Source organism: Streptomyces angustmyceticus, from assembly GCF_040701845.1.
Taxonomy (GTDB): Bacteria; Actinomycetota; Actinomycetes; order Streptomycetales; family Streptomycetaceae; genus Streptomyces; species Streptomyces angustmyceticus_A.
Map to the genome: position 1 here is coordinate 25,383 of NZ_JBFBHQ010000018.1, position 22,156 is coordinate 47,538.

The window sequence follows — 22,156 nt, forward strand, 5'->3', positions numbered from 1 at the left end:
ATGCTGATCATCAAGGGCAAGCACCGTCGTCCGTCCAAGGCCGTCCGCGTCGCCACCCTCGCCGGCATCGCCGGTGCTGCCGTGGCCGTCCCGCTGATGGGCGCCACCTCCGCCTCCGCCGCCTCGGTCGCCACCTGGGACAAGGTCGCCCAGTGCGAGTCCGGCGGCAACTGGTCGATCAACACCGGTAACGGCTACTACGGTGGCCTGCAGTTCTCCAACTCCAGCTGGGCCGCCGCCGGTGGCACCAAGTACGCCGCGCGTGCCGACCTGGCCACCAAGTCCCAGCAGATCGCCGCCGCCGAGAAGCTCCTCGCCATCCAGGGCCCGGGCGCCTGGTCCTGCGCCGGCGCCGGCAACCTGACCGCCGGCGGCCCGGCCGCGGACGTCGACACCTCCGGCTCCTCCGCGCAGACCAAGTCCGCGCCCCAGCAGGACCAGGGCAAGACCGAGGCGAAGAAGGCCCCGGCCGCCCCCGAGCACGCCTCGCGCTCCACCGAGCGCAAGTCCATGGGTCACGGCAACTACACGGTCAAGGCGGGCGACACCCTCGCCAAGATCGCCAAGGCGCACGGCGCCGACTGGAAGTCCGTCTACAAGGCCAACAAGTCGGTCATCGGCGGCAACCCGAACCTGATCTTCCCGGGTCAGAAGCTCAACGTCTGAGTCCACCCCTCACCGGGACTCCGGCGGGCCCGAGCGGCGGGCCCCCTTGCTCCGTGAGACCGCCCCGCCCGGCGCGCCCTTCCCCCGAGCGCGCCGCGGCGGGGTTCTCGCGTACGGGCCCGTGACCTGCGCCGTTCCGTGCTTTTACCCGTTCGGCGAACAATGCCCCAAAGGTCCAGCGAGCTGGTCCTTTGGGCTCTTCATTCCCTCATTCCGTCCCACGGAGCGGGCCAAGCGCAGGCGGAGGACCCCGGGGCCGTTAGGCTCATGCGCAGAACGCCAGACATCCACGAAGGAGACAACGTGCCGTCCATCGACGTCGTCGTAGCCCGCGAAATTCTCGACTCGCGAGGTAATCCCACGGTCGAGGTCGAGGTCGGCCTCGACGACGGCAGCACCGGCCGTGCCGCCGTGCCGTCCGGCGCCTCCACCGGCGCCTTCGAGGCCATCGAGCTCCGCGACGGCGACCCCAACCGTTACCTGGGCAAGGGCGTGGAGAAGGCCGTCCTGGCCGTCATCGAGCAGATCGGCCCGGAGCTCGTCGGCTACGACGCGACCGAGCAGCGGCTGATCGACCAGGCCATGTTCGACCTGGACGCCACCGACAACAAGGGCTCCCTCGGCGCCAACGCCATCCTCGGCGTCTCCCTCGCCGTCGCGCACGCCGCCTCCGAGGCCAGCGACCTGCCGCTGTTCCGCTACCTCGGCGGTCCGAACGCGCACGTCCTGCCCGTCCCGATGATGAACATCCTGAACGGCGGCTCGCACGCCGACTCCAACGTGGACATCCAGGAGTTCATGATCGCCCCGATCGGCGCGGAGTCCTTCTCCGAGGCGCTGCGCTGGGGCGCCGAGGTCTACCACACCCTCAAGAAGGTCCTGAAGGAGCGCGGGCTGTCCACCGGCCTCGGCGACGAGGGCGGCTTCGCCCCGAACCTGGGCTCCAACCGCGAGGCCCTGGACCTCATCCTGGAGGCCATCAAGCAGGCCGGTTACGCCCCCGGCCAGGACATCGCGCTCGCCCTGGACGTCGCCGCCTCCGAGTTCTACAAGGACGGCACGTACCAGTTCGAGGGCAAGGACCGCTCGGCCGCCGAGATGACCGAGTACTACGAGGAGCTCGTGGCGGCCTACCCGCTGGTCTCCATCGAGGACCCGCTGTTCGAGGACGACTGGGCCGGCTGGAAGGTCATCACCGACAAGCTCGGCGCCAAGGTCCAGCTCGTCGGCGACGACCTGTTCGTCACCAACCCCGAGCGCCTCGCCCGCGGCATCGAGGAGGGCTCCGCCAACGCGCTGCTGGTGAAGGTCAACCAGATCGGCTCGCTGACCGAGACCCTGGACGCCGTCGAGCTGGCCCAGCGCAACGGCTTCAAGTGCATGATGTCGCACCGCTCCGGTGAGACCGAGGACGTCACCATCGCCGACCTCGCCGTCGCCACCAACTGCGGCCAGATCAAGACCGGCGCCCCGGCCCGCTCCGAGCGCGTCGCCAAGTACAACCAGCTGCTGCGCATCGAGGAGATCCTCGACGACGCCGCGGTCTACGCCGGCCGCTCCGCCTTCCCGCGGTTCCGCCACGGGAGCTGACCGGCGCCGGCCCGCCGTCCCGGCGGACCGGGGCGGCAAGGGCTGATCGGGCGAGACAACCGCCCAGCACCCCGTACGTCCCCGGCAACGGTCCCGTACCGTTGCCGGGGACGCGTCTGCTTCAGCAGTCAGGCGTCTGTCAGTGAAGGGGAGACGACGTGCCCGCGGACCGGTTCTCGACCGCGACCCGACTCAAGGCGCTCGGCGAGCAGGCCGCCGCCCGCGTCTACCGAGCCCGCCCGCCCCGCCGCAACCGCCTCACCGGCCGTGCCGCCCTGCTGGCGCTGGTGATGTGCTCCCTGGTCGTTGCCCTCGCGTACCCGATAAGGCAGTACGTCTCCCAGCGCTCCGACATCGCCGACCAGCGCCGCAGGGCCCAGGACGCGGGCGCCGCCCTCGACCGGCTGCGCGAGCAGAAGGCCCGCTGGCAGGACCCGGACTACGTGCGCCAGCAGGCCCGCCGGCATCTGCACTACGTCATGCCGGGCGAAACCGGCTACATCGTCCAGGACGGCTCCCGCGCGGGCTCCGCGCCGAAGGGGCCGCAGGCGGCGCAGCGCCCCTGGTACGACAATCTGTGGGACACCGTCGACGCGGCCGACAAGCGGTAGCCCCGGCTGCCCGTACCGTCGCAGGACGCCGGCCCGTAGTGTCGGGACACGGCGGCCCGCCCCGCCGCCACCTCACCACTCACCTCACCGAAAGCGCACATGGACACCCCCCCGCCCCAGACCGAGCCCACCGAGCCGACCGACGCGGACATCGCCGCCTTCAAGCAGCAGCTCGGCCGCCCGCCGCGCGGCCTGCGCGCCATCGCGCACCGCTGCCCCTGCGGGCAGCCGGACGTCGTCGAGACGGCGCCGCGCCTGGAGGACGGCACGCCCTTCCCCACGCTCTACTACCTCACCTGCCCCCGCGCGGCCTCCGCGATCGGCACGCTGGAGGCCAACGGCGTGATGAAGGAGATGACCGAGCGGCTGGCGGCCGACCCGGAGCTCGCCGCCGCCTACCGCGCCGCCCACGAGGACTACATCCGGCGGCGGGACGCCATCGAGGTGCTGCAGGGCTTCCCCAGCGCCGGCGGCATGCCGGACCGGGTCAAGTGCCTGCACGTGCTGGTCGGCCACTCGCTGGCGGCCGGACCGGGCGTCAACCCGCTCGGCGACGAGGCGCTGGCGATGCTGCCGGAGTGGTGGAAGAAGGGGCCGTGCGTGACCCCCTGCCAGGACACCTCGGAAGCCCAGGACGCCCCCGAAGGAGACGCCACGTGAAGCGGGTCGCCGCCATCGACTGCGGTACGAACTCCATCCGGCTGCTGGTCGCGGACGCCGACCCGGCCACGGGTGAGCTGAAGGACCTCGACCGCCGGATGCAGATCGTCCGGCTGGGCCAGGGCGTGGACCGCACCGGGCGGCTGGCGCCCGAGGCGCTGGAGCGCACCTTCGCGGTCTGCCGGGAGTACGCCGCGGTGATCAAGGGCCTGGGCGCCGAGCAGGTCCGCTTCGTGGCGACCTCCGCCTCCCGGGACGCGGAGAACCGCGAGGACTTCGTCCGCGGCGTGGTGGACATCCTGGGCGTGGAGCCCGAGGTGATCACCGGCGACCAGGAGGCCGAGTTCTCCTTCAACGGCGCCACCAAGGAGCTCCTCGCCCGCGCGGATCTGGCCCGGCCCTTCCTGGTCGTCGACATCGGCGGCGGCTCGACCGAGTTCGTCCTCGGCGACGGGTCGGTGCGCGCCGCGCGCTCGGTCGACGTCGGGTGCGTGCGGATGACCGAGCGGCATCTGGTGCACGAAGGCGAGATCAGCGACCCGCCGACCCCGGGGCAGATCAGCGCCATCCGGGCCGACATCGCCACGGCGCTGGACCGGGCCGAGGAGACCGTCCCGCTGGGCGAGGCCGCCACCCTCGTGGGCCTGGCCGGCTCGGTGACCACGGTCGCCGCGATCGCGCTGGGCCTCGACCGGTACGAGTCCGAGGCCCTCCACCACTCCCGCATCCCGCTGGCGAAGGTCCGTGAGATCACCGACCGGCTGCTGGCCTCCACCCATGCCGAGCGCGCGGCCGTCCCGGTCATGCACCCGGGCCGGGTCGACGTGATCGGCGCGGGCGCGCTCGTGCTGCTGTCGATCATGGAGCGGACGGGTGCCGAGGAGGTCGTCGTCAGCGAGCACGACATCCTCGACGGCATCGCCTGGAGCCTGGCCGGCTGACGGCACGTGCCACTCGGCGGAGGTCGGCAACGGCCTCTGCCGAGTGGCTTTTTGAGCGGGTGGTGTGCCCGTCCGAGCGCCCTTCAGGGGGCTTCGGGAGGCTCCGCGGAGGGGTCGGCGAAGAAAGTTCGTGAAATCCTTCACATGAAAAAGCCTCCCGTTGGGCGAACAATCTGATCGTCCGACCCTCATTCGAAGGCTCACGGGCCCCTCGACCCGGAAAATGCCCGGCCGTCGTCGCGGGGGCCGCGCGCTCGCCGAGGCGGTGCTCCGGCCGTCCGGCGGCCGACAATCCCTGATCAACAGGGGTCTCCAACGCCTCGTGGCCTACGGTGGTTCCGCTTCACGCTATGGCGTCGGTCACGAAGGCGGCGGAGTGTAGCAGATGCCCCTTGCTTGCTTGTGAAGGGGCTCACGAGCGACCCCCCATGTGGGGGTGGATACTCGATTGCATGAGCACCACGGAGCGTCCCAGGATCCTCGTTGTAGGCGGTGGGTACGTAGGCCTGTACGCGGCACGCCGCATCCTCAAGAAGATGCGGTACGGCGAGGCGACCGTCACGGTCGTCGACCCGCGCTCGTACATGACGTACCAGCCCTTCCTCCCCGAAGCTGCAGCCGGCAGCATCTCCCCCCGCCACGTCGTGGTGCCGCTACGACGCGTGCTGCCCAAGGCGGAGGTCCTCACCGGCCGGGTCACCACCATCGACCAGGACCGCAAGGTCGCCACGATCGCCCCGCTGGTGGGCGAGGCGTACGAGCTGCCCTTCGACTACCTGGTCATCGCGATGGGCGCGGTCTCCCGTACCTTCCCGATCCCGGGCCTGGCCGAGAGCGGCATCGGTATGAAGGGCGTGGAAGAGGCCATCGGCCTGCGCAACCACGTGCTGGAGCAGCTGGACAAGGCCGACTCCACGACCGACGAGGACGTCCGCCGCAAGGCGCTCACCTTCGTCTTCATCGGCGGCGGCTTCGCGGGCGCGGAGACCATCGGCGAGGTCGAGGACATGGCCCGCGACGCCGCGAAGTACTACAACAACGTGAAGCGCGAGGACATGCGCTTCCTGCTGGTCGACGTCGCCGACAAGATCCTCCCCGAGGTCGGCCCGAAGCTCGGTGCCTACGGCAAGGAGCACCTCGAGGGCCGCGGTGTCGAGGTCTACCTCAAGACCGGCATGGACTCCTGCGTCGACGGCCACGTGAAGCTCAACAACGGCCTCGAGGTCGACTCCAACACCATCGTGTGGACCGCGGGCGTCAAGCCGAACCCGGCGCTGGCCCGCTTCGGCCTCCCGCTCGGCCCGCGCGGCCACGTCGACACCGGCACCACCCTCCAGGTGCAGGGCACCGACTACATCTGGGCCGCCGGCGACAACGCCCAGGTTCCGGACATGGTCGGCCGCAAGAACGGCAACGAGAACGCCTGGTGCCCGCCGAACGCGCAGCACGCGCTGCGGCAGGCCAGGGTCCTCGGCGACAACGTGCTCTCCGGCATGCGGGGCTTCCCGCAGAAGGAGTACAGCCACGCCAACAAGGGTGCGGTCGCCGGTCTGGGCCTGCACAAGGGCGTCGCGATGATCGTCATGGGCAAGGTGAAGATCAAGCTCAAGGGCCGTCTCGCCTGGTACATGCACCGCGCGTACCACGGCATGGCGATGCCGACGTTCAACCGCAAGATCCGGGTCTTCGCCGACTGGACGCTGGCGATGTTCCTCAAGCGCGAGGTCGTCTCGCTCGGCGCCATGGAGAACCCCCGCGAGGAGTTCTACGAGGCCGCCAAGCCGGCGCCGGCCCCGCCGACCGCCGCCGAGGCCGGGGACAAGACCAAGGCCAAGGCTTCCTGAATCCCCGGTCGGCTACTCCGACCAGCCCGAAGGGCGTCCGCCATCCGTGGGGCGGGCGCCCTTTGGCGTGTCCGCAGGCGTGTCCGCTCTGGCGAAAACCGTGCGGTGTGCGGTTCTCTTGCGTGTGAACGGGACTAACTGGGCGCCCCATTGGCGTTTACGTGGTGGGTGAAACTTCTTTGCCCGACTCGTCAACACGGAGGTGTGCGACATGGCCGACGCCGCTGGACGGCTCACCAAGCTCGCCGAGGAGGTGCTGGGAGCCCCGCTCCCGCTGCGCATCCGCGCCTGGGACCGCAGCGAGTCGGGCCCGCCGGGGGCACCCACGCTCGTCATCCGCCACCGCCGGGCGCTGCGCCGGCTGCTGTTCAAGCCGGGCGAGCTGGGCCTGGCCCGCGCCTGGGTGGCCGGCGACCTCGACATCGAAGGCGATCTCTACGAAGCGCTCGACCGGCTCGCCGGACTGATCTGGGAGCGCGACGACACCGCCAAGCCGCACCGCGCCGCCGTGCTGCGCGCGCTGGCCCGCCCGGAGATCCGCGCCGCGGCCCGGGAGCTGCTGGCCCTGGCCGGCGCGCCGGTGCCGCCCACCCCGCCCGCGGAAGAGGTCAGACGCCGCCGCGGCCCGCTGCACACCCTGCGGCGCGACAAGGAGGCCATCAGCCACCACTACGACGTCGGCAACGACTTCTATGCGCTGGTGCTCGGCCCGTCCATGGTCTACTCCTGCGCCTACTGGGGCACCGCCGAGGACGGCGTCGGCACCCTGGAGGACGCCCAGCGCGACAAGCTCGATCTGATCTGCCGCAAGCTCGGCCTCCAGGAAGGGCAGCGGCTGCTCGACGTCGGCTGCGGCTGGGGCTCGATGGTGCTGCACGCGGCCCGGGAGTACGGCGTGCGCGCGGTCGGCATCACCCTCTCCGAGGAGCAGGCCACCTTCGCCCGCAAGCGCATCGCCGAGGCCGGGCTGGCCGACCGGATCGAGATCCGGGTGCAGGACTACCGCGAGATCCGCGACGAGCCGTTCGACGCCATCTCCTCGGTCGGGATGGCCGAGCATGTCGGCCGGACCCAGTACGCGGAGTACGCCGGCGCGCTGTACTCCCTGCTCAAGCCCGGCGGGCGGCTGCTCAACCACCAGATCGCCCGGCGGCCGGTGTCCGACGAGGAGGCGTACCGCGTCGACGAGTTCATCGACCGCTATGTGTTCCCGGACGGCGAGCTGGCACCGCTCGGCCGGACCGTCGGCCAGCTGGAGGAGGCCGGGTTCGAGGTGCGGGACGTGGAGGCGATCCGGGAGCACTACGCGCGCACGCTCCGGCAGTGGGTCACCAACCTGGAGGAGCACTGGGACGAGGCGGCGCGGTACACCTCCGTGGGCCGGGCCCGGGTGTGGCGGCTGTACATGGCCGCATCCGCGCTGTCCTTCGAGCGCAACCGCATAGGAGTCAACCAGGTGCTGGCCGTCCGTACCCCGGAGCCCGGGGAGTCGGGCGTGCCGCTGCGGGCGCGCGACTGGCGCGCCGCCGGCCGCGGCTGACCGCCGCCCGCCCGCCCGCTGCCGTGACGGAGCGGGCGGGCGGGGCCGGGGCCGGGGCCGGGGGCGTTATTCGGCCTTGATGGCGGCCAGCATGTTCAGCCGCGCCGCCCGGAGCGCCGGCCACAGGGCGGCCAGGACGCCGACGAGCGCGGCCAGGCCGAGGAAGACGCCCATCCGGGCCCACGGCAGCACCAGTTCGTAGGTGGGCAGGTGGGCGCCGATCAGCTCACCGACCGCCCAGCCCATGAACACGCCGAGCCCGATGCCGAGCACCCCGCCGAACAGCGAGATGACCAGCGACTCCAGCCGCACCATCCGCTTGATGCCGCGCCGGTCCAGGCCGATCGCCCGCAGCATGCCGATCTCCTGCGAGCGCTCGAAGACCGACATCGCCAGGGTGTTGACGACCCCGAGCACCGCCACGATCACGGCCATGGCCAGCAGGCCGTAGAGCATGTTCAGCAGCAGGGTGAACATCGAGGCGATGGCGTTCGAGACGTCCTTCTTGTCCGCGACGGTGACCGCCGGGTTCTTGCCGAGCGCCTCGACCAAATCGTGCTTGTGCGCGTCGGTGGCGCCGCCGGCCATCTTGACCAGCAGCTGCTTGTCGCTGGGGTTCTTCTGGTGCGGCGCCAGGGTGCGGTTGTCCAGGAAGACGCCGCCCAGCATCTGGTTGCCCCGGTAGACGCCCGAGACCGTCAGGGTGGCGGTCCTGCCGTCCTCGAACGTCACCGGGAGCCGCGAGCCGGCCCGCCAGCCGTTGCCGTTGGCGGTGTCCTCGTCCACCAGGATCCGGCCGCCGCGCAGGGTGCCGAGCGACCCCTCGCTGATGTCGGGCCGTACGAGCGTGCCGAACCGGTCGCCGTCCACACCGGTCAGCGGGGTCGGCTGCCGGGCCGCGGAGCCCTTGCCGATCGTCGCCATGCTCTCGCGCAGCGGGGTGACGGCGGTGACACCGGGGACCTCGCGGACCTTCTGCTCCGTGCTGGTGGGCAGTTGGGTGCCGCCCTGCATCGAGATGGTGTAGTCGGCCTTCAGCGAGTCGACGGCCAGCTTGTCGATGCCCTTCTGGGTGCCGTTCGCGATCACCGTCATGCCGGTGATCAGGGTCAGCCCGATCATCAGCGCCGAGGCGGTGGTGGCCGTGCGGCGCGGGTTGCGCAGCGCGTTCTGCCGGGCGAGGAGGCCGGCGATGCCGAAGGCCCGCAGGACGGGCGCGGCCAGCGCGATCAGCGGCCGGGACAGCAGCGGCGCCAGGATGAACACCCCGATCAGCAGCAGCATCCCGCCGCCGCCCAGCAGGAACCGGCTGGTGTCGTCGCCGTCGTACCCGGAGGCGGCGACGAGCACCGCGGCCGTGCCGGCGCCCGCGACGAGCGCGCCGAGGGTGTTGCGGACCACCAGCGACTTGGTGGTGGCGGCGGCGTGCACGCTGTTCATCGCCGCGACCGGCGGGACCTTCGCGCCGCGCCGGGCGGGCAGCCAGGCGGCCAGCACCGTGATGACGGTGCCGATGCCGAGAGCGGTGCCGACCGTGGCGGGCGAGACCACCAGCGGCCCCTCGGGGAACTTCGCGACGAAGCCGTTCAGCACCGTGCGCAGCAGGGCGGCGATGCCGATGCCGGCGGCCAGGCCCGAGACCCCGGCGATCGCACCGACGACGAACGCCTCGGCCAGCACCGACCGGGTGACCTGGCGCCGGCTCGCGCCGACCGCCCGCAGCAGCGCCAGCTCCTTGGTGCGCTGGGCGACCAGCATGGTGAAGGTGTTGGTGATGAGGAAGATGCCGACGAAGAGCGCGACGGCGGCGAACGCCAGCAGCGCGGTCTTCATGCCCTGCATGTTCGCGTCGATCTCCTCGGCCTCGCGGTCGGCGAGTTCCTTGCCGGTGGCGGTGGTGGCGCTGCCGTGGGGGAGCGCCGTGTCGACCGCGTGGCGCAGGGCGGCCTGGGACGTGCCGGCCGCGGCCTCGACGTCGATCTCGTGGTATCCGCCGGACGTCTTGAACAGCTTCTGCGCGGTCCTGGTGTCGAACAGGGCCAGCGAGCCGCCGGCGGCGACCCGGCCGTCGTCGGTGGTGAAGATGCCGGTCAGCTTCTGCTTCCGGACCGGCCCGTCGGCGGAGATCCGGACGGTGTCGCCGACGTGGTAGCCGCCCTTCGCGGCGGTGCCCGCGTCCAGCGCGAACTGGTCGGCGCCGGTGGGGGCCGTGCCCTGCCGCATCGGATAGCGGGCGTCCTTGCCGTCCTTGCCGGGGACGTAGTTGCTGCCGCGGCTGCTTTGGCCCTGGGCGATCAGGTTGCCGTCCTTGTCGCCGATCCCGGTGAAGCCGTCGACGGTGCCCGTGACGGAGGCGGCGCCGGGGAGACGGGCCAGGGTGTCGAGCGCCCTGCCGTCGAGCCGGGGTTCGCCGGCCCGGGCGGCACCGGGCCCGCCGGGCGACGCCGGCCGTACGGCGACGTCGACCTTGTCGAAGCTCTTGTGGGAGCTGGTGCGGAACGCGTCGGAGATGGTCGAGGTGAAGACCAGGGTGCCGGAGACGAAGGCCACGCCGAGCATCACGGCGAGGACGGTCATCAGCAGCCGGGCCTTGTGCGCGAGCACATTGCGCAAGGCGGTACGGAACATGGTGGGTCAGTCCTGGAGGAGAGGTCCGAAGTGCGGGCGGCTGCTGGTCAGTTGGTACGGCCCTTGGAGTCGAAGCCCTTCATGCGCTCCAGCACCAGGTCGGAGGTCGGGCCGGCCATGTCGTCGACGATCCGGCCGTCGGCGAGGAAGACCACCCGGTCCGCGTAGGAGGCGGCGACCGGGTCGTGGGTCACCATCACCACGGTCTGGCCCAGTTCGCGCACGGAGTTGCGCAGGAAGCCGAGGATCTCGGCACCGGAGCGCGAGTCGAGGTTCCCGGTGGGTTCGTCGGCGAAGATGATCTCGGGCCGGGAGGCCAGCGCGCGGGCGACCGCGACGCGTTGCTGCTGGCCGCCGGAGAGCTGGCCGGGCCGGTGCTTGAGCCGGCCGGCCAGTCCCACGGTCTCCACGACGCGGTCCAGCCAGGCGCGGTCGGGCTTGCGGCCCGCTATGTCCATGGGCAGGGTGATGTTCTCCAGGGCGCTCAGGGTCGGCAGCAGGTTGAACGCCTGGAAGACGAAGCCGATCTTGTCGCGCCGGAGCCGGGTGAGGTTCTTGTCCTTGAGCCCGTTCAGTTCGGTCTCGCCGATCAGGGCGGAGCCGCCGGAGATCGAGTCCAGCCCCGCCATGCAGTGCATCAGCGTCGACTTGCCGGACCCGGACGGGCCCATGATCGCGGTGAACTCGGCCTGACGGAACTCGACGGAGACCGCGTCCAGGGCGACCACCTGGGTCTCGCCCTGTCCGTAGACCTTGGTGAGGTCCGTGGCGCGGGCGGCCGCCGCGGTGGTGCGGGGAGCGGTGGCGACGCCGGAGTGGGTGGTGGTCACGGGAAGGGGCTCCTGTCGGACGAAGGACCATCGGCCCGCGGCGGCCACGAGGGCGTCTGCCGCAGGCGGAAGCGGACCTTCCCATCGTGGGACAGCCCAGGGGGCGCGGACGTCAACCCCTGTGTCCGTCCTGTGCCACACCTGGGAGGTAGCCGGGGAGCGCGGGTCATCCCTGGGGAGGAGCCGAACCCCGACGGGCACTACTGCGTACGGAGCGGTCGGACGCTCGGCGCCGCGGCGGCGAGGGGGGTCCTGAGGGGGCGTCGAGTTTCCGTCAATTCGGGCACGGAATTGCGTTGCGGCGCGTCCTGGCGAAGGTGGGCTTCAGGCATGTGCCCAAGGCCTGTACCCGGCGCTGATGCTCCCTCAGTTGCCAATAAAATAAGACAACCTCGGGAAGAGCGGCCGAACTCTGTGGTGCGCTGCGGGCTACGCTCGTGCTGCCTCTTTGAGGTGGCATGGGGGATCCCAGGCCCGGATGGTGGAATGCAGACACGGCGAGCTTAAACCTCGCTGGCCTACGGGCCGTGCCGGTTCAAGTCCGGCTCCGGGCACTGCGCAGCCGCAGCTTTGAGACCTTGAACAAACAACCATATAGATCCGGGGCTCTGGCTGCTCGCCCGAACACGCGGAGAACGCATGTGCCTTTGACGGTGTGCGCGTGCGAGTCCGCGGTGGAATGCCGTGCCGGAAATATCATGGGTTACCGAGTGAAGTACGGCGATGCCGGTACCCGGAAAATGCTCCGGAAGTCTGCGGGCCCGTCCGGACGAAGCCGCCCGGACCTGCTGAAATGCCGTCAACTCGGCAGCATTGCACCGTTCTTCGGGAGGCATCCCGGCGGTGCGGGGGAAGCGGGGGAGTGCCGCCGGGGCGGCGGTCGGCCGCGCGGCGGGTTCCTGCCTTCGCGATGCGGTGTGCGCCTCGCGCGGACACCGAGGCGCCTACCCCGGATGCATACCCGAGGTAACTTTAATTTTGGATTTTTCTGCCGTCGATGCGTGCGGAAACCCGGCACGGCGCACTTCCTCTCCGGCGTGCTCCGCCTGCCCGCCCGGCGGCTCCCCATTCTTTCGCCGTAAGCCGGCCCCGTCGCGGGGCGGAATCCTCGTGAACGCGCCGAGAGCCGTGCGTCGGGCGCCGCGTGCCGGGCGTCGCGCTTTCGTGAGTTCCGCGGCGCGAAAGGAAAGTGCGGAATCGCCGTGAGAGGGCGGCGGCGCGGCGGCGGTGCGCGACGGAGAGGGCGCGCGGTGAAGGCGGTGCGCGGCGGCGCGAGTGCGCGCACGGATACCGGGATACGGGGCCGGGCCGCCGGATCGGGCGGCCCGGGCACACTTCCGCCGGGCGCCCGGAACCGCGCGCGATTGTGGAATGCGTACAACTCTCCGACGCCGAAATCGGTCTGCCTCTCGCCTGTTTGCCGAGCTGATAGCTGAGATGATCTCTGCGGGATCGTCAAGGATTTTTGTGCAGTTTCCATGAGATCAGAGGAGGCGGAGATGACCGAGAACGGTCAGGTGCTGGTGACGGGTGTCGGAGCGAGGACCCCCGTCGGCGCCGATGCGTCATCGTCCTGGTCGGCGCTGCTGGCGGGGAAGTCCGGCGTGCGCGCCCTGGAGGAGGAGTGGGCCGCGGACCTCCCGGTGAGCGTCGCGGCCGGACTCACCGAGGACCCGGCCGCCGCGCTGCCGCGTACCGAGGCCCGGAAGCTGGACCGCAGCGAGCAGCTCGCGATACTCACCTCCCGCGAGGCCTGGCAGGACGCCGGCGCACCCGAGGTCGAGCCCGAGCGGCTGGCCGTGGTCATCGGTACCGGCACCGGCGGTGTGCTCACCACCCTCGGCCAGGACGACCTCTTCGAGAAGTCCGGGGCGCGCCGGCTCTCGCCGTTCGCCGTCCCGATGCTCATGCCCAACGGGCCGGCCGCCTGGGTGAGCATGGACCTGGGCGCCAAGGGCGGGGCCAGGACGCCCGTCAGCGCCTGTGCGTCCGGTGCCGAGGCGCTGGCGATGGGCCTCGACCTGCTCCGCGCCGGGCGGGTGGACGTGGTGGTCGCGGGCGGCGTCGAGGCCTGTCTGCACCCGTTCACCCTCGCCGCCTTCGCCCAGATGAAGGCGCTCTCCACGCAGTACGAGGACCCGGAGTCGGTGTCCCGCCCGTTCGATGTGGCCCGCAGCGGCTTCGTGATGGGCGAGGGCGCGGGGATCATGGTGCTGGAGCGCGCCGGGTTCGCCCGGGCCCGCGGCGCCAGGACGTACGGCACGCTGGCCGGCGCCGCCGTGAGCTCCAGCGCGAACCACATCACGGCCTCCGACGCGGCGGGCCAGGTCCACGCGATCGAGACGGCCCTGCGGGACGCGGAGCTGACCCCGCGGGACATCGGCCATGTGCACGCCCACGCCACCTCCACCGAGTCCGGCGACCTGGCCGAGGCCGAGGCGATCGGCCGGGCCGTGGGCACCCATGCCGCGGTCACCGCCACCAAGTCGATGACCGGGCACATGCTGGGCGCCTCCGGCGCGGTGGGCGCGCTGGCGGCGCTGCTGGCGCTCAAGGACGGCGTGGCGCCCGCCGTCCGCAACCTCGACACCCTCGACCCGAGGATCGAGCTGGACGTGGTGCGGGGCGGGCCCCGGACCGGTCAATGGAACGCCGCACTGGCCAACTCCTTCGGCTTCGGCGGCCACAACGTGAGCCTGGTCTTCACCACGTGACCGAGCGGCCGTGACCACGAGGGAGCCGGCCGCGCGGGAAGGGCCGCCGGGGAAAGCCCCGGCGGCCCTTCCCGTTCGTACGCGGGCGCCCCGGCGCTCAGCGCTCCACGAGGCTGAAGAGGCTCTCCCAGCGGGCGACGATCTCGTCCGTGGAGAACCGCTGGATGTTCTCGCGGGCGGTGTCGCCCATGGTGTCCCTGAGGTCCTTGTCGGACATCAGGGTGTCGAGGTGGCGGGCGAACTCGGTGATGTTGCCCGGGGGAGCGAGGAGGCCGTCCACGCCGTCCGAGACGATCTCGTGGACCCCGGGCGCCACATCGAACGCCACACACGGCACGGCCGTCGCCATGGCCTCCATGGGGGCCAGCGGGAAGCCCTCGCCGCGGGAGCTGAGCGCGAAGACCGCGCTCTCCCGCAGGGCGCCGGGCACATCGGCCGTGCGGCCCATCCAGGCGACCGTGTCGGCGATCCCCAGCTCGGCGGCCTGCTTGCGCAGCGCCTCTTCCTCCTCGCCGGAGCCGTAGATCCGCAGCGTCCAGTCGGGGTGCCGCGGCGCGACCCTCGCCCAGGCCTCCAGCAGCAGGTCCACGCCCTTCTCCTCGTGGAGCCTGCCGATGCTGACCACGCACTTGTGGGAGCGGTCCGAGGGGACATCGGGGAAGAACGGCAGCGGGTTCGGCATGAAGCCGACGTTGTCCATCCGCTGCCGGATCCAGCGGTCGGCGTCCTCCCGGGTGAGCGTCAGCATCCGGTCGACATCCGCGTAAAACCGCTTGACCCGGCCGAAGCGGGACGACTTGCGGCAGGTGTCGAACGACTCATGGCTCATTCCGATCACCGTCAGTCCGGCGGTGTCGGCCAGCGCGACCCACTCCATCGCCCACACCTGCGTGACGATCACCACGCCGCCCGGCTTCGCCGCCCGGAACAGTGCGCTCATCTTGGCCGCCTGCTCCTGCATGCCGGCCTCGCGGGCGGCGCGGCGGCGCTGCTCGACGAGGTTGAGCCGGCCCTTGAGGCCCCGGGCGGGGCGGACGGTCGGCGGATGCTCGGCGTAGAGCGTGGTCGTCTCGAACGGCAGGCCGTCCGCCAGCTCGTGGACCCGCCCCTCGGGAGGCGGCACCACGCCGACGATGTGCACTCGGTGGCCCCGCTCGCTGAACAGGCGCGCCATCTGGTGCGACCAACTGGTGATGCCGCCCATCTCGTTGACGCTGTTGGAGACGAAGAAGATGTCCCGCGGCTCGGCTGCGTACGACTCGGTCATCAACGGCTCCACTGCGCGAAAAACTGATCGACGATGCTCTGGGCGGCGGTGCCCTGGTCGAATTCGCCGAACTTGGCGACGAATTCCTTGCGGCTCTCGGCGTATTCCGCGGACTGCGACTCGAACGACTTGATCGCCTGGTAGAAATCTTCCTCGGTGCGGACCACCGGGCCCGGAGCGTGCTCCAGCAGATCGAAGTAGGTGCCCCGGCCCTCGTGCACATACTCGTCGTAGTCGTAGGTGAAGAACACCAGCGGCCGGTCGAGCAGCGCATAGTCGAACATCACCGAGGAATAGTCGGTGATCAGTCCGTCGGCCAGCTCCAGCAGCGGCGTCACATCGTGGTGCGCCGATACGTCGATGACCCGGCCCTCCACGGTCGGCGGCAGCACCACGTGATTGAGGTAGTGCGAGCGCACCAGGAGGACATAGCGGTCGCCGAACCGGTCGGCGAACCGCTCCACGTCGAAGGGCAGGGCGAAGCGCCCGTGCCGACCGCCGGCCTTGCGGAACGTCGGTGCGTAAAGCAGCACGGTCTTGTCGGCGGGAATACCCAACTCGGCCGCCAGTGCTCCGCGTTCGCGCTTTCCGAGGGCCGATTCCCGCTGCCGGGCGCGGACCAGCGCGTCATTGCGGGGGTAGCCGACCCGCAGCAGGGTCTTCTCCTTGAGCCGGAAGGCCTTGGCGAGGGTGTGCACATCGTGCTCGGAACGGATCAGGAACCGGTCGAAGCGGTCCAGCGAGCGCTGCTGCTCCTCCTGCTGCCGGCGGGTCTGCGCCTTCAGCGCCGGCTGGTCGAAGCCCATGTTCTTCAGCGCCGAGCCGTGCCAGGTCTGGATGTAGGTGGTCTCCGGGCGCTTGGTGAGCTTGAGCGGGTAGCTCTGGTTGTCCACCCAGAACTCCGCCTGCGCCAGCGCCTTGAGGTAGGGCAGCGACCAGCGCCGTACGAGCGTGACGCCCTTCGGGAAGTTCTTCGGGGACCCGGCGTACGACCAGATCGCCTCGAACTCCAGGCCCTGCCGGCGCATTTCCTCGTAGATCGCGCGCGGGCTGTCGCTGTACTGCTTGCCCAGGTGGCTCTCGAAGACCACCGTGCGCTTCTTGATCGGCAGGCGGCTGAAGACCTCGTGGTAGGCGCGGAGTTTGTTGTCGCCGGAGGTGACCTTCTTGCGCAGCTCCTTCGCCTTGCGGTAGCCGGTCTTGGCCAGCGTCCCCGGCCTGCCGTGCACCCCGCGGGTGATCAGCTCCTGGACGCGCTCGGCGTTGCGGTTCTCGCTGACCAGGCGGAACGCCAGGTGGCCCTTCGCCGAGACATGCGGTTCGAGGTGGTCGGCGACCATCCGCGACAGCCGCGGCCGCACCGGCAGCCCGCCGGACAGCTCGGTGTCGGCGACGGTGAGGCGGCTCGTGGTGCGCACCCCGCCGACATCCAGGCGCAGCCGGACGTCCCAGATGGTGTCCACGATGCCCAGCGGGCGCAGCTTCGCGGTGAGGTCGGCGGTGGTCTCCCAGTGGACGGTGTCGCCCTCGTGGCGCAGCACCCGCACCGGGAAGTGGAAGGACTGCAGGCTGCGCCGCCGGGCGCTGAACTCCAGCTCGCCCTTGAGCTGCGCTCCGGGCGGGATGATGCCGAGCGGGTTGGTGATCCGGCCGGTCAGCGACACGGACCTGCCGGATGCGCCGAAGTGCGTGAGCTGGTTGCGCAGGAAGAGCTGGTTGACCGACTTCTCGTGGTAGCCGATGTCGGTCACGTCCAGCACGCCGCGCCCGAACGGATCGTCGGTGTAGCCGTCGCACCAGTAGATCCGCCCGTCGTGCTCGGCGAGCGGCGAGGAGAGCTTGTCGCGGTTGATGAGCGTGTCGACGGCCGGGATCAGGTGGTCCCAGTCACCCTGCTGGAGCAGGTACGCACAGATGGCCTGTATCGGCTGCACACGCTCGTACGCCTCGGGGGCGATGCTCGCGAGGTATTCCCGGGAGAGTTCGGCGAACTCCCGGCGGTAGGAATCGTCGCGGAACGGCAGGTCCCGCAGATGCAGCACCAGGTCGTGCTTGAGGAATTTGACGTCCTTGGCGAGCTTCATTTCGCTCAGCCCGCGCGCCGCCAGCAGCGCATCGATACGCCGGTGGATTTCCAGCCGGTGGGCGTAGTTGCTCATTTCGTGGCGACGGTTCGTCACCGACTTCACGGCGGCCCGCTCATGGACGTGCCAGAAATAGACCTGATTGGGGATCAGGGTGATGCGCCGGGCCGCCAGATACGCGTCGGCGATAAACATCAGGTCCTCGTAGAACATCCCCTTGGGGAATCGGAGATTGTTCTCGATGAGGAAATCACGGCGGTAGCACTTGTTGGTGGAAAGGGTGTCCCACACGAACAGGTCCGGCAATTCCGTGACGGATTCCAGCGTACGGGTCGTGGAATACAGCCAGGCGTACCACTCGTCCCGCTTCTGGTTGCGGGTGTCCATGTGCAGCCGGACGCACAGGCCGGAAACAATGTCCGACCCGGTTTCCTCGGCCGCCTCCAGCATATTTCTGCACGCATTGTGTTCCAGGACGTCATCACTGTCCAGGAACATGACGTACCGGCCCTCGGTGTGCTGGATGCCGGCATTCCGCGGCTCGCCTCCCGCACCGCTGTTCTCCGGCAGCTGGAAGGCTCTGATCCGCCCGGGATGACCGGCCGCGAGTTGCTGCGCCACTTCGAAAGAACGGTCGGTGCTGCAGTCGTCGACGATCACCACCTCGACGTCCCGGAGCGTCTGGTCCAGCACGGACTGGACCGCGGTCGGCAACCGGTCGGCGTCGTTGTAGACGATGACGACTACTGAGACGTCAGGCACAGGCACCTCAACCCTCTTTCGCTACTGTTTCCCGCCAGAATAGCCCTGTCTGTCCCCCAGGATTGCAACCGATCGCATCCATGATGCTACGGACCGTGAGTCACGGAGGTATCGGGAAGGGCGCTTCGGCGTTCGGATCGTGACCACACGTCAGCCTTGCGATCCACCTGCCGGGGCAGGTTCCGGCCAGCAGGGAAGACGGGTGCCCCCGCGAATCGGTTGCCTGTCGGGTTCGGGCGGCGCCCGTTGCGATCAGACATTTATCGGATTCCGTACCGAGCGGAGCGGGAAGGCGCCGCCGGAGAAGCGGAAGGAAATGACAGTTCGAGCACGGGGAGATCGCGCCACGACAACGGAAGAGAACGGACGGGGGCAAGGCGGCGACACGACAGTGACAAGCAGGCGGCAAGAGGGCGGCAAGAACGCGGTGAGAGCGCGACGCGGCAACGGGAAGAGCACAGCAGGGGATCGAATTCCCGGAATGGTGGTGACGAGGCGGCGCGACGGTGTAGCGGCAGGAGTGCCGGCCGGCCGCGCGCCGTGCGCCCGGCCCCCGGTCCGGGCACCTCTCCGCGCTCCCGTACGTCCTCCTCATGGAGGAGGTGCCGGCGCGAGTTCGGGGAAAGATCCTGCTCAAGAACTAGCGACGCCCCTTTGCCAAGCCATTACGCTTGCCGTCAAGGCCGCGCACGGCGGCCATGGAGGAGTGAGATGAGGAGCAGCAACCCGGTCTTCTCGCGTCGGGGGTTCAGCCGCGACACCGGCTACGCGGGCTTCAACGCGCCGCCGCAGGCCGGGGGCGCCACGAACCCGTACGCCGGAACGAACCCCTACGCGCAGGGCGGCAACCCCTACGCCCAGGACCCGCAGCAGGCCACCCAGGCGCCGCCGCAGTACGCGCCGCAAACCCGCCCCATGACGATGGACGACGTCGTCGCGCGCACGGGCATGACGCTCGGCACGGTCATCGCGGGCGCCACCGTCGGCTGGCTCTTCCTGACCGAGAACCTCGGCTTCGCCGTCGGCGCCGGTCTGGTCGCGATGGTGCTGGGCTTCGTCCAGTCCTTCAAGCGCAAGCCGTCGCCCGCGCTGATCCTGGCGTACGCGGCCCTGGAGGGAATCTTCCTCGGCGCGCTCAGCGGCTACATCAACATGCTGCCGAACATGAACGGCGCCCCCATGCAGGCGGTGCTGGGCACGATGGCGGTGTTCGTGGCCATGCTGGTCGCCTACAAGACGCGGATCGTGCGGGTCACCGCCCGCTTCACCCGCTTCGTGATGATCGCGGCCCTGGGCTTCGTCCTGCTGTCGCTGGTCAACGTCCTGTTCATGGCGTTCGGCGGCGGTGAGGGCCTCGGCTTCCGCAGCGGCGGCCTGGGCATCGTCTTCGGCATCGTCGGCGTGGTCCTCGGCGCGCTGTTCCTGGCCCTGGACTTCAAGCAGGTCGAGGACGGCATCGCCTACGGCGCTCCGCGCGAGGAGTCCTGGCTCGCGGCGTTCGGTCTGACGCTGACGCTGGTGTGGATCTACATGGAGATGCTGCGGCTGATCTCGATCCTCCGGGGCGACTGACCCGGAGCGGCGCCGGGCGCACCGTGCGCCATCACCGCCGTACGAAGGGCCCGCGGGCATTGTGCCCGCGGGCCCTTCGGCGTGGTGAAAGAGGAGTGTCCTGAGCCGGACCGGGGCCGGGCCCCGTCACCGGGGCTCAGAACTTGCGCGCTGCGCGCCTGAGATCGTGTTCATGGACGATTGCCTTGGCGTGCCCGTAGGCGAGGTTGTGCTCGCCGCGGAGCCAGCTGACCTTTTCGTCGAAGCGGAAGAGAGCGGGACCCTCCTCAACGGTGCGGAGCCAGTCGGAGATTTCCCGGCCGGTGCAGTGCGGGATACGAGAGAGCATGTTCCGGTGGGTCTCTTCGGAGAAGAGCTGAGACATCGGCGCCTCCGGACGCGGTCGATGCTGGTTCTTCAGCCCACCGTGCCTGAGGGTTCGGGCGTTGGCAACCACCCCGGGGTGGCGCATAGGCTCACGGCGTGCTTGACGTGACCCCCTTGCAGACCGCCGTCGACGCTCTCGCCGACCGCCTCAGGTCGCTGCCGCAGAGCAGGCTCCACCACGGCGCAGCGGCCGAAGGACTGTCGCTGGCGCGGCAGTTGACGACCCGGGCGCAGCTGATCGAGCGGCCGGGGGAGACCCCGCACGAACTGCCGGACGCCGGCGTGTTCGCGGTCGGCGACCAGCTGGCGGTGGCCGGCCACGACCTCGTCGAGGCGCTGCGGTCCGCCGCGCTGCGGATGGCCGACGGAACGGGGGATCCTGACGCAAAAGCGGCCCCCGCCGAGGAACTGGCGGAGGCCGTGCGATGGGTCCGGGCGGCGGCGGAGCGCTGCTGACGCGCGCCGCCGCGCCGGGTCAGAGCGAGGCGATGACGCGGTCCGCGAGGACGTAGACGCTCTGCTCGCGGCTCTCGCCCCAGGAGAAGGTCAGCGCGTACGCACCGGAGATGCCGGAGCCGCCCAGCAGGACGGGGGCGTGCCCCGCGTGCAGGGCGCCGGCCACGCGCTCCGCGGTCTCGCGCTGCCCGGGGGTCAGGCAGAGCGTGGTGCCGTCGGTGAAGACATAGACGTCCAAGGTGCCCAGCGGGCCGGGGCGCACGTCCGCGAGCGGGGTCGCCTGCTGCGCCAGCTCCTCCAGGCGGGCGACGGTGCGCTCGTGATCGCTGATCGCCGGGGACGGGGAGAAATCGGGGTGCGAGGGGTGGCGCCGGCGCGCGGCGGCCAGCTCGGCGGACTCGGTCTCCTCGACCGGCTCCAACTCCGGCGCGTCCAGGGCGTCCATGGACTCCAGCGCGTCCATCGCCTCCATGGCGTCCGGGCCCAGCAGCGGTTCGAGCCCGGCCAGGTCCGCCTGGCGGGGCAGGAACGGCTGGATGTCGAGCCGGTCGGAGTCGCGGTCGGGCAGCTCGCGCTGGTCGGCGCGGGCGTCGAGCAGCCCCTCGTCGCCGAGGCCGACGAGGCCGCCCAGCAGCGACGGGGCGTCGGCGGCGTCCCGCGCCTCCTGCGCGGCCCAGAAGGCGCGGGCCTCGGCGAGTTCGCGCTCCCGCTCCTCGGCCAGGGCATCGGCGACGGCGGCACGTATGTCGGCCAGCGGGGTCTCGGCGGCCGGGCTGGTGCGGGCGGCCGGGATGGCCGCCGCGGCCGGGTACGCACCGGCCCCCGCGGCGGCGTCCTGCCGGGCCGCGCCGAGCTCGGCGTGCAGCTCGGCGATCTGGCGGCGCAGGGCGCGGGCGGTGTGCAGGGCGGCGGCGCCCAGCGCCACGGCGACGGCCGCGGCCACTAGCAGGACGAGGGTGGTGACGCTCATGCCGAAACCTCTCTCCGTTCGGTCCCGCATGCGCGAGACGCGCACCGTTCGATGCCTCGCTGGTGGCGCTCGCTCATGCGTCCTCCCCACTTCGCTCGGCGGCCCTCTTCGCGCGGGCCGCGCATCGGTTCGCGGACTGGCCCCGGCCTGCGGCCGGAACGACCCCCTTGATGCGCTCGCTCACGGGATCACTCCTGGTAGCGCCTCGCTGACCGGCGTACTCCCGTTAGCAGAATGTTCTCCGACTTCCTACATCAGGCTGCCGGTGGTCGGCGACCGCTCCGGGTGCGCTATGTCCCGAAAAGGCGGGGAGGTGGGGGCACCTGCACCCGAGCGCCCCCCTGCTGACCTGCAAGAACGCCTCTCCCTCAGGGCGTTGGTCACAATCCTGGGGGGGATTGGGTCGCGATCTCGTTAACGAGTGGCGCGGGTCACGCCGTGTCGCCGCCCGTATCCGGACGACAGCGAAGGGTGTGCGCCGGGCGGGAGTTGGTCCTTTTTGTCGCGCTCCCTCGCGAGCGGCGCGGGACGCGGGCGTCCGCGCCGGGGGAGCGTCACGCCCCTACTGCGGGTGAGGGCCCGGGGCGTTTGCGCCGCGCACCGGCCTCCCTCGGCTCGGCTCGGCCGCGCGTGTTCGCAGGTCGCGCTGATGGTC

The 22,156-nt window shown here is 70.7% G+C and carries 16 protein-coding genes and 1 tRNA gene; 11 read left to right on the top strand and 6 right to left on the bottom strand.

Features of this window, described 5'->3' with window-relative positions; all coding sequences use genetic code 11:
- The 7 genes from AB0411_RS27645 (at position 1) to AB0411_RS27675 (ending at position 7,852) form a co-directional block, all read left to right on the top strand.
- Entirely contained in the window at positions 1-666 is a 666-nt protein-coding gene (locus tag AB0411_RS27645; protein WP_366419992.1) for a transglycosylase family protein, read from the top strand.
- A 267-nt stretch (positions 667-933) separates the two neighbouring features.
- The gene (eno, locus tag AB0411_RS27650) at positions 934-2,256 is read left to right on the top strand and encodes a phosphopyruvate hydratase (RefSeq protein ID WP_366419993.1); all 1,323 of its coding nucleotides are present in this window, start codon (positions 934-936) and stop codon (positions 2,254-2,256) included.
- A 158-nt stretch (positions 2,257-2,414) separates the two neighbouring features.
- Positions 2,415-2,867, top strand: coding sequence for an FtsB family cell division protein (locus tag AB0411_RS27655; RefSeq protein ID WP_366419994.1), 453 nt, complete (start codon positions 2,415-2,417; stop codon positions 2,865-2,867).
- 99 nt (positions 2,868-2,966) lie between these two features.
- Positions 2,967-3,527, top strand: a complete 561-nt coding sequence (locus AB0411_RS27660; protein WP_152104884.1) for a DUF501 domain-containing protein — start codon at positions 2,967-2,969, stop codon at positions 3,525-3,527.
- The gene (locus AB0411_RS27665) at positions 3,524-4,468 is read left to right on the top strand and encodes a Ppx/GppA phosphatase family protein (RefSeq protein ID WP_366419995.1); all 945 of its coding nucleotides are present in this window, start codon (positions 3,524-3,526) and stop codon (positions 4,466-4,468) included. Before AB0411_RS27660 ends, AB0411_RS27665 begins: the two co-directional genes overlap by 4 nt.
- Positions 4,469-4,920: 452 nt before the next feature.
- The gene (locus AB0411_RS27670) at positions 4,921-6,312 is read left to right on the top strand and encodes an NAD(P)/FAD-dependent oxidoreductase (RefSeq protein ID WP_366419996.1); all 1,392 of its coding nucleotides are present in this window, start codon (positions 4,921-4,923) and stop codon (positions 6,310-6,312) included.
- 211 nt (positions 6,313-6,523) lie between these two features.
- Positions 6,524-7,852 carry a cyclopropane-fatty-acyl-phospholipid synthase family protein gene (locus tag AB0411_RS27675; RefSeq protein WP_366419997.1) on the top strand — a complete coding sequence of 443 codons (1,329 nt, stop codon included), beginning with the start codon at positions 6,524-6,526 and terminating at the stop codon, positions 7,850-7,852.
- A 66-nt stretch (positions 7,853-7,918) separates the two neighbouring features.
- Here AB0411_RS27675 and AB0411_RS27680 read toward each other — a convergent pair whose 3' ends face one another.
- Positions 7,919-10,480, bottom strand: a complete 2,562-nt coding sequence (locus tag AB0411_RS27680; RefSeq protein ID WP_366419998.1) for an ABC transporter permease — start codon at positions 10,478-10,480, stop codon at positions 7,919-7,921.
- Positions 10,481-10,527: 47 nt separating this feature from the next.
- Positions 10,528-11,310, bottom strand: coding sequence for an ABC transporter ATP-binding protein (locus AB0411_RS27685; protein ID WP_366419999.1), 783 nt, complete (start codon positions 11,308-11,310; stop codon positions 10,528-10,530).
- A gap of 472 nt (positions 11,311-11,782) precedes the next feature.
- On the opposite strand from AB0411_RS27685, the gene AB0411_RS27690 reads away from it, so the two are divergent.
- Both AB0411_RS27690 and AB0411_RS27695 read left to right on the top strand, forming a co-directional pair.
- Positions 11,783-11,864, top strand: a tRNA-Leu gene (locus AB0411_RS27690).
- 945 nt (positions 11,865-12,809) lie between these two features.
- The gene (locus tag AB0411_RS27695) at positions 12,810-14,024 is read left to right on the top strand and encodes a beta-ketoacyl-[acyl-carrier-protein] synthase family protein (protein WP_366420000.1); all 1,215 of its coding nucleotides are present in this window, start codon (positions 12,810-12,812) and stop codon (positions 14,022-14,024) included.
- A gap of 97 nt (positions 14,025-14,121) precedes the next feature.
- Here the strand turns inward: AB0411_RS27695 and AB0411_RS27700 are convergent, their stop codons facing one another.
- Positions 14,122-15,291 carry a glycosyltransferase gene (locus AB0411_RS27700; protein WP_366420001.1) on the bottom strand — a complete coding sequence of 390 codons (1,170 nt, stop codon included), beginning with the start codon at positions 15,289-15,291 and terminating at the stop codon, positions 14,122-14,124.
- The gene (locus AB0411_RS27705; protein WP_366420068.1) at positions 15,291-18,137 is read right to left on the bottom strand and encodes a bifunctional glycosyltransferase/CDP-glycerol:glycerophosphate glycerophosphotransferase; all 2,847 of its coding nucleotides are present in this window, start codon (positions 18,135-18,137) and stop codon (positions 15,291-15,293) included. Before AB0411_RS27705 ends, AB0411_RS27700 begins: the two co-directional genes overlap by 1 nt.
- Before the next feature lie 711 nt (positions 18,138-18,848).
- Between AB0411_RS27705 and AB0411_RS27710 the strand changes: the two genes are divergently transcribed.
- Positions 18,849-19,709 (top strand): Bax inhibitor-1/YccA family protein, encoded by an 861-nt coding sequence (locus AB0411_RS27710; RefSeq protein WP_366420002.1) that lies wholly within the window; start codon positions 18,849-18,851, stop codon positions 19,707-19,709.
- 136 nt (positions 19,710-19,845) lie between these two features.
- On the opposite strand, the gene AB0411_RS27715 is transcribed toward AB0411_RS27710, so the two are convergent.
- Positions 19,846-20,073, bottom strand: a complete 228-nt coding sequence (locus AB0411_RS27715) for a DUF4287 domain-containing protein (RefSeq protein ID WP_030088455.1) — start codon at positions 20,071-20,073, stop codon at positions 19,846-19,848.
- A 98-nt stretch (positions 20,074-20,171) separates the two neighbouring features.
- Here AB0411_RS27715 and AB0411_RS27720 point away from each other — a divergent pair, with 98 nt between their 5' ends.
- Positions 20,172-20,531, top strand: coding sequence for a hypothetical protein (locus AB0411_RS27720; RefSeq protein ID WP_366420003.1), 360 nt, complete (start codon positions 20,172-20,174; stop codon positions 20,529-20,531).
- A gap of 19 nt (positions 20,532-20,550) precedes the next feature.
- Here the strand turns inward: AB0411_RS27720 and AB0411_RS27725 are convergent, their stop codons facing one another.
- Positions 20,551-21,501: a hypothetical protein gene (locus AB0411_RS27725; protein WP_366420004.1), complete on the bottom strand. Its 951-nt coding sequence runs from the start codon at positions 21,499-21,501 to the stop codon at positions 20,551-20,553.
- Positions 21,502-22,156 lie beyond the last annotated feature (655 nt).

Bases quoted from the DNA above. Each gene is read 5' to 3' on its own strand.
- AB0411_RS27670 (WP_366419996.1), top strand. From the start codon at position 4,921: ATGAGCACCACGGAGCGTCCCAGGATCCTCGTTGTAGGCGGTGGGTAC.
- AB0411_RS27660 (WP_152104884.1), top strand. From the start codon at position 2,967: ATGGACACCCCCCCGCCCCAGACCGAGCCCACCGAGCCGACCGACGCG.
- AB0411_RS27645 (WP_366419992.1), top strand. From the start codon at position 1: ATGCTGATCATCAAGGGCAAGCACCGTCGTCCGTCCAAGGCCGTCCGC.
- AB0411_RS27725 (WP_366420004.1), bottom strand. From the start codon at position 21,501: ATGAGCGTCACCACCCTCGTCCTGCTAGTGGCCGCGGCCGTCGCCGTG.
- AB0411_RS27715 (WP_030088455.1), bottom strand. From the start codon at position 20,073: ATGTCTCAGCTCTTCTCCGAAGAGACCCACCGGAACATGCTCTCTCGT.
- AB0411_RS27675 (WP_366419997.1), top strand. From the start codon at position 6,524: ATGGCCGACGCCGCTGGACGGCTCACCAAGCTCGCCGAGGAGGTGCTG.
- AB0411_RS27700 (WP_366420001.1), bottom strand. From the start codon at position 15,291: ATGACCGAGTCGTACGCAGCCGAGCCGCGGGACATCTTCTTCGTCTCC.
- AB0411_RS27695 (WP_366420000.1), top strand. From the start codon at position 12,810: ATGACCGAGAACGGTCAGGTGCTGGTGACGGGTGTCGGAGCGAGGACC.
- AB0411_RS27710 (WP_366420002.1), top strand. From the start codon at position 18,849: ATGAGGAGCAGCAACCCGGTCTTCTCGCGTCGGGGGTTCAGCCGCGAC.
- AB0411_RS27680 (WP_366419998.1), bottom strand. From the start codon at position 10,480: ATGTTCCGTACCGCCTTGCGCAATGTGCTCGCGCACAAGGCCCGGCTG.
- eno (WP_366419993.1), top strand. From the start codon at position 934: ATGCGCAGAACGCCAGACATCCACGAAGGAGACAACGTGCCGTCCATC.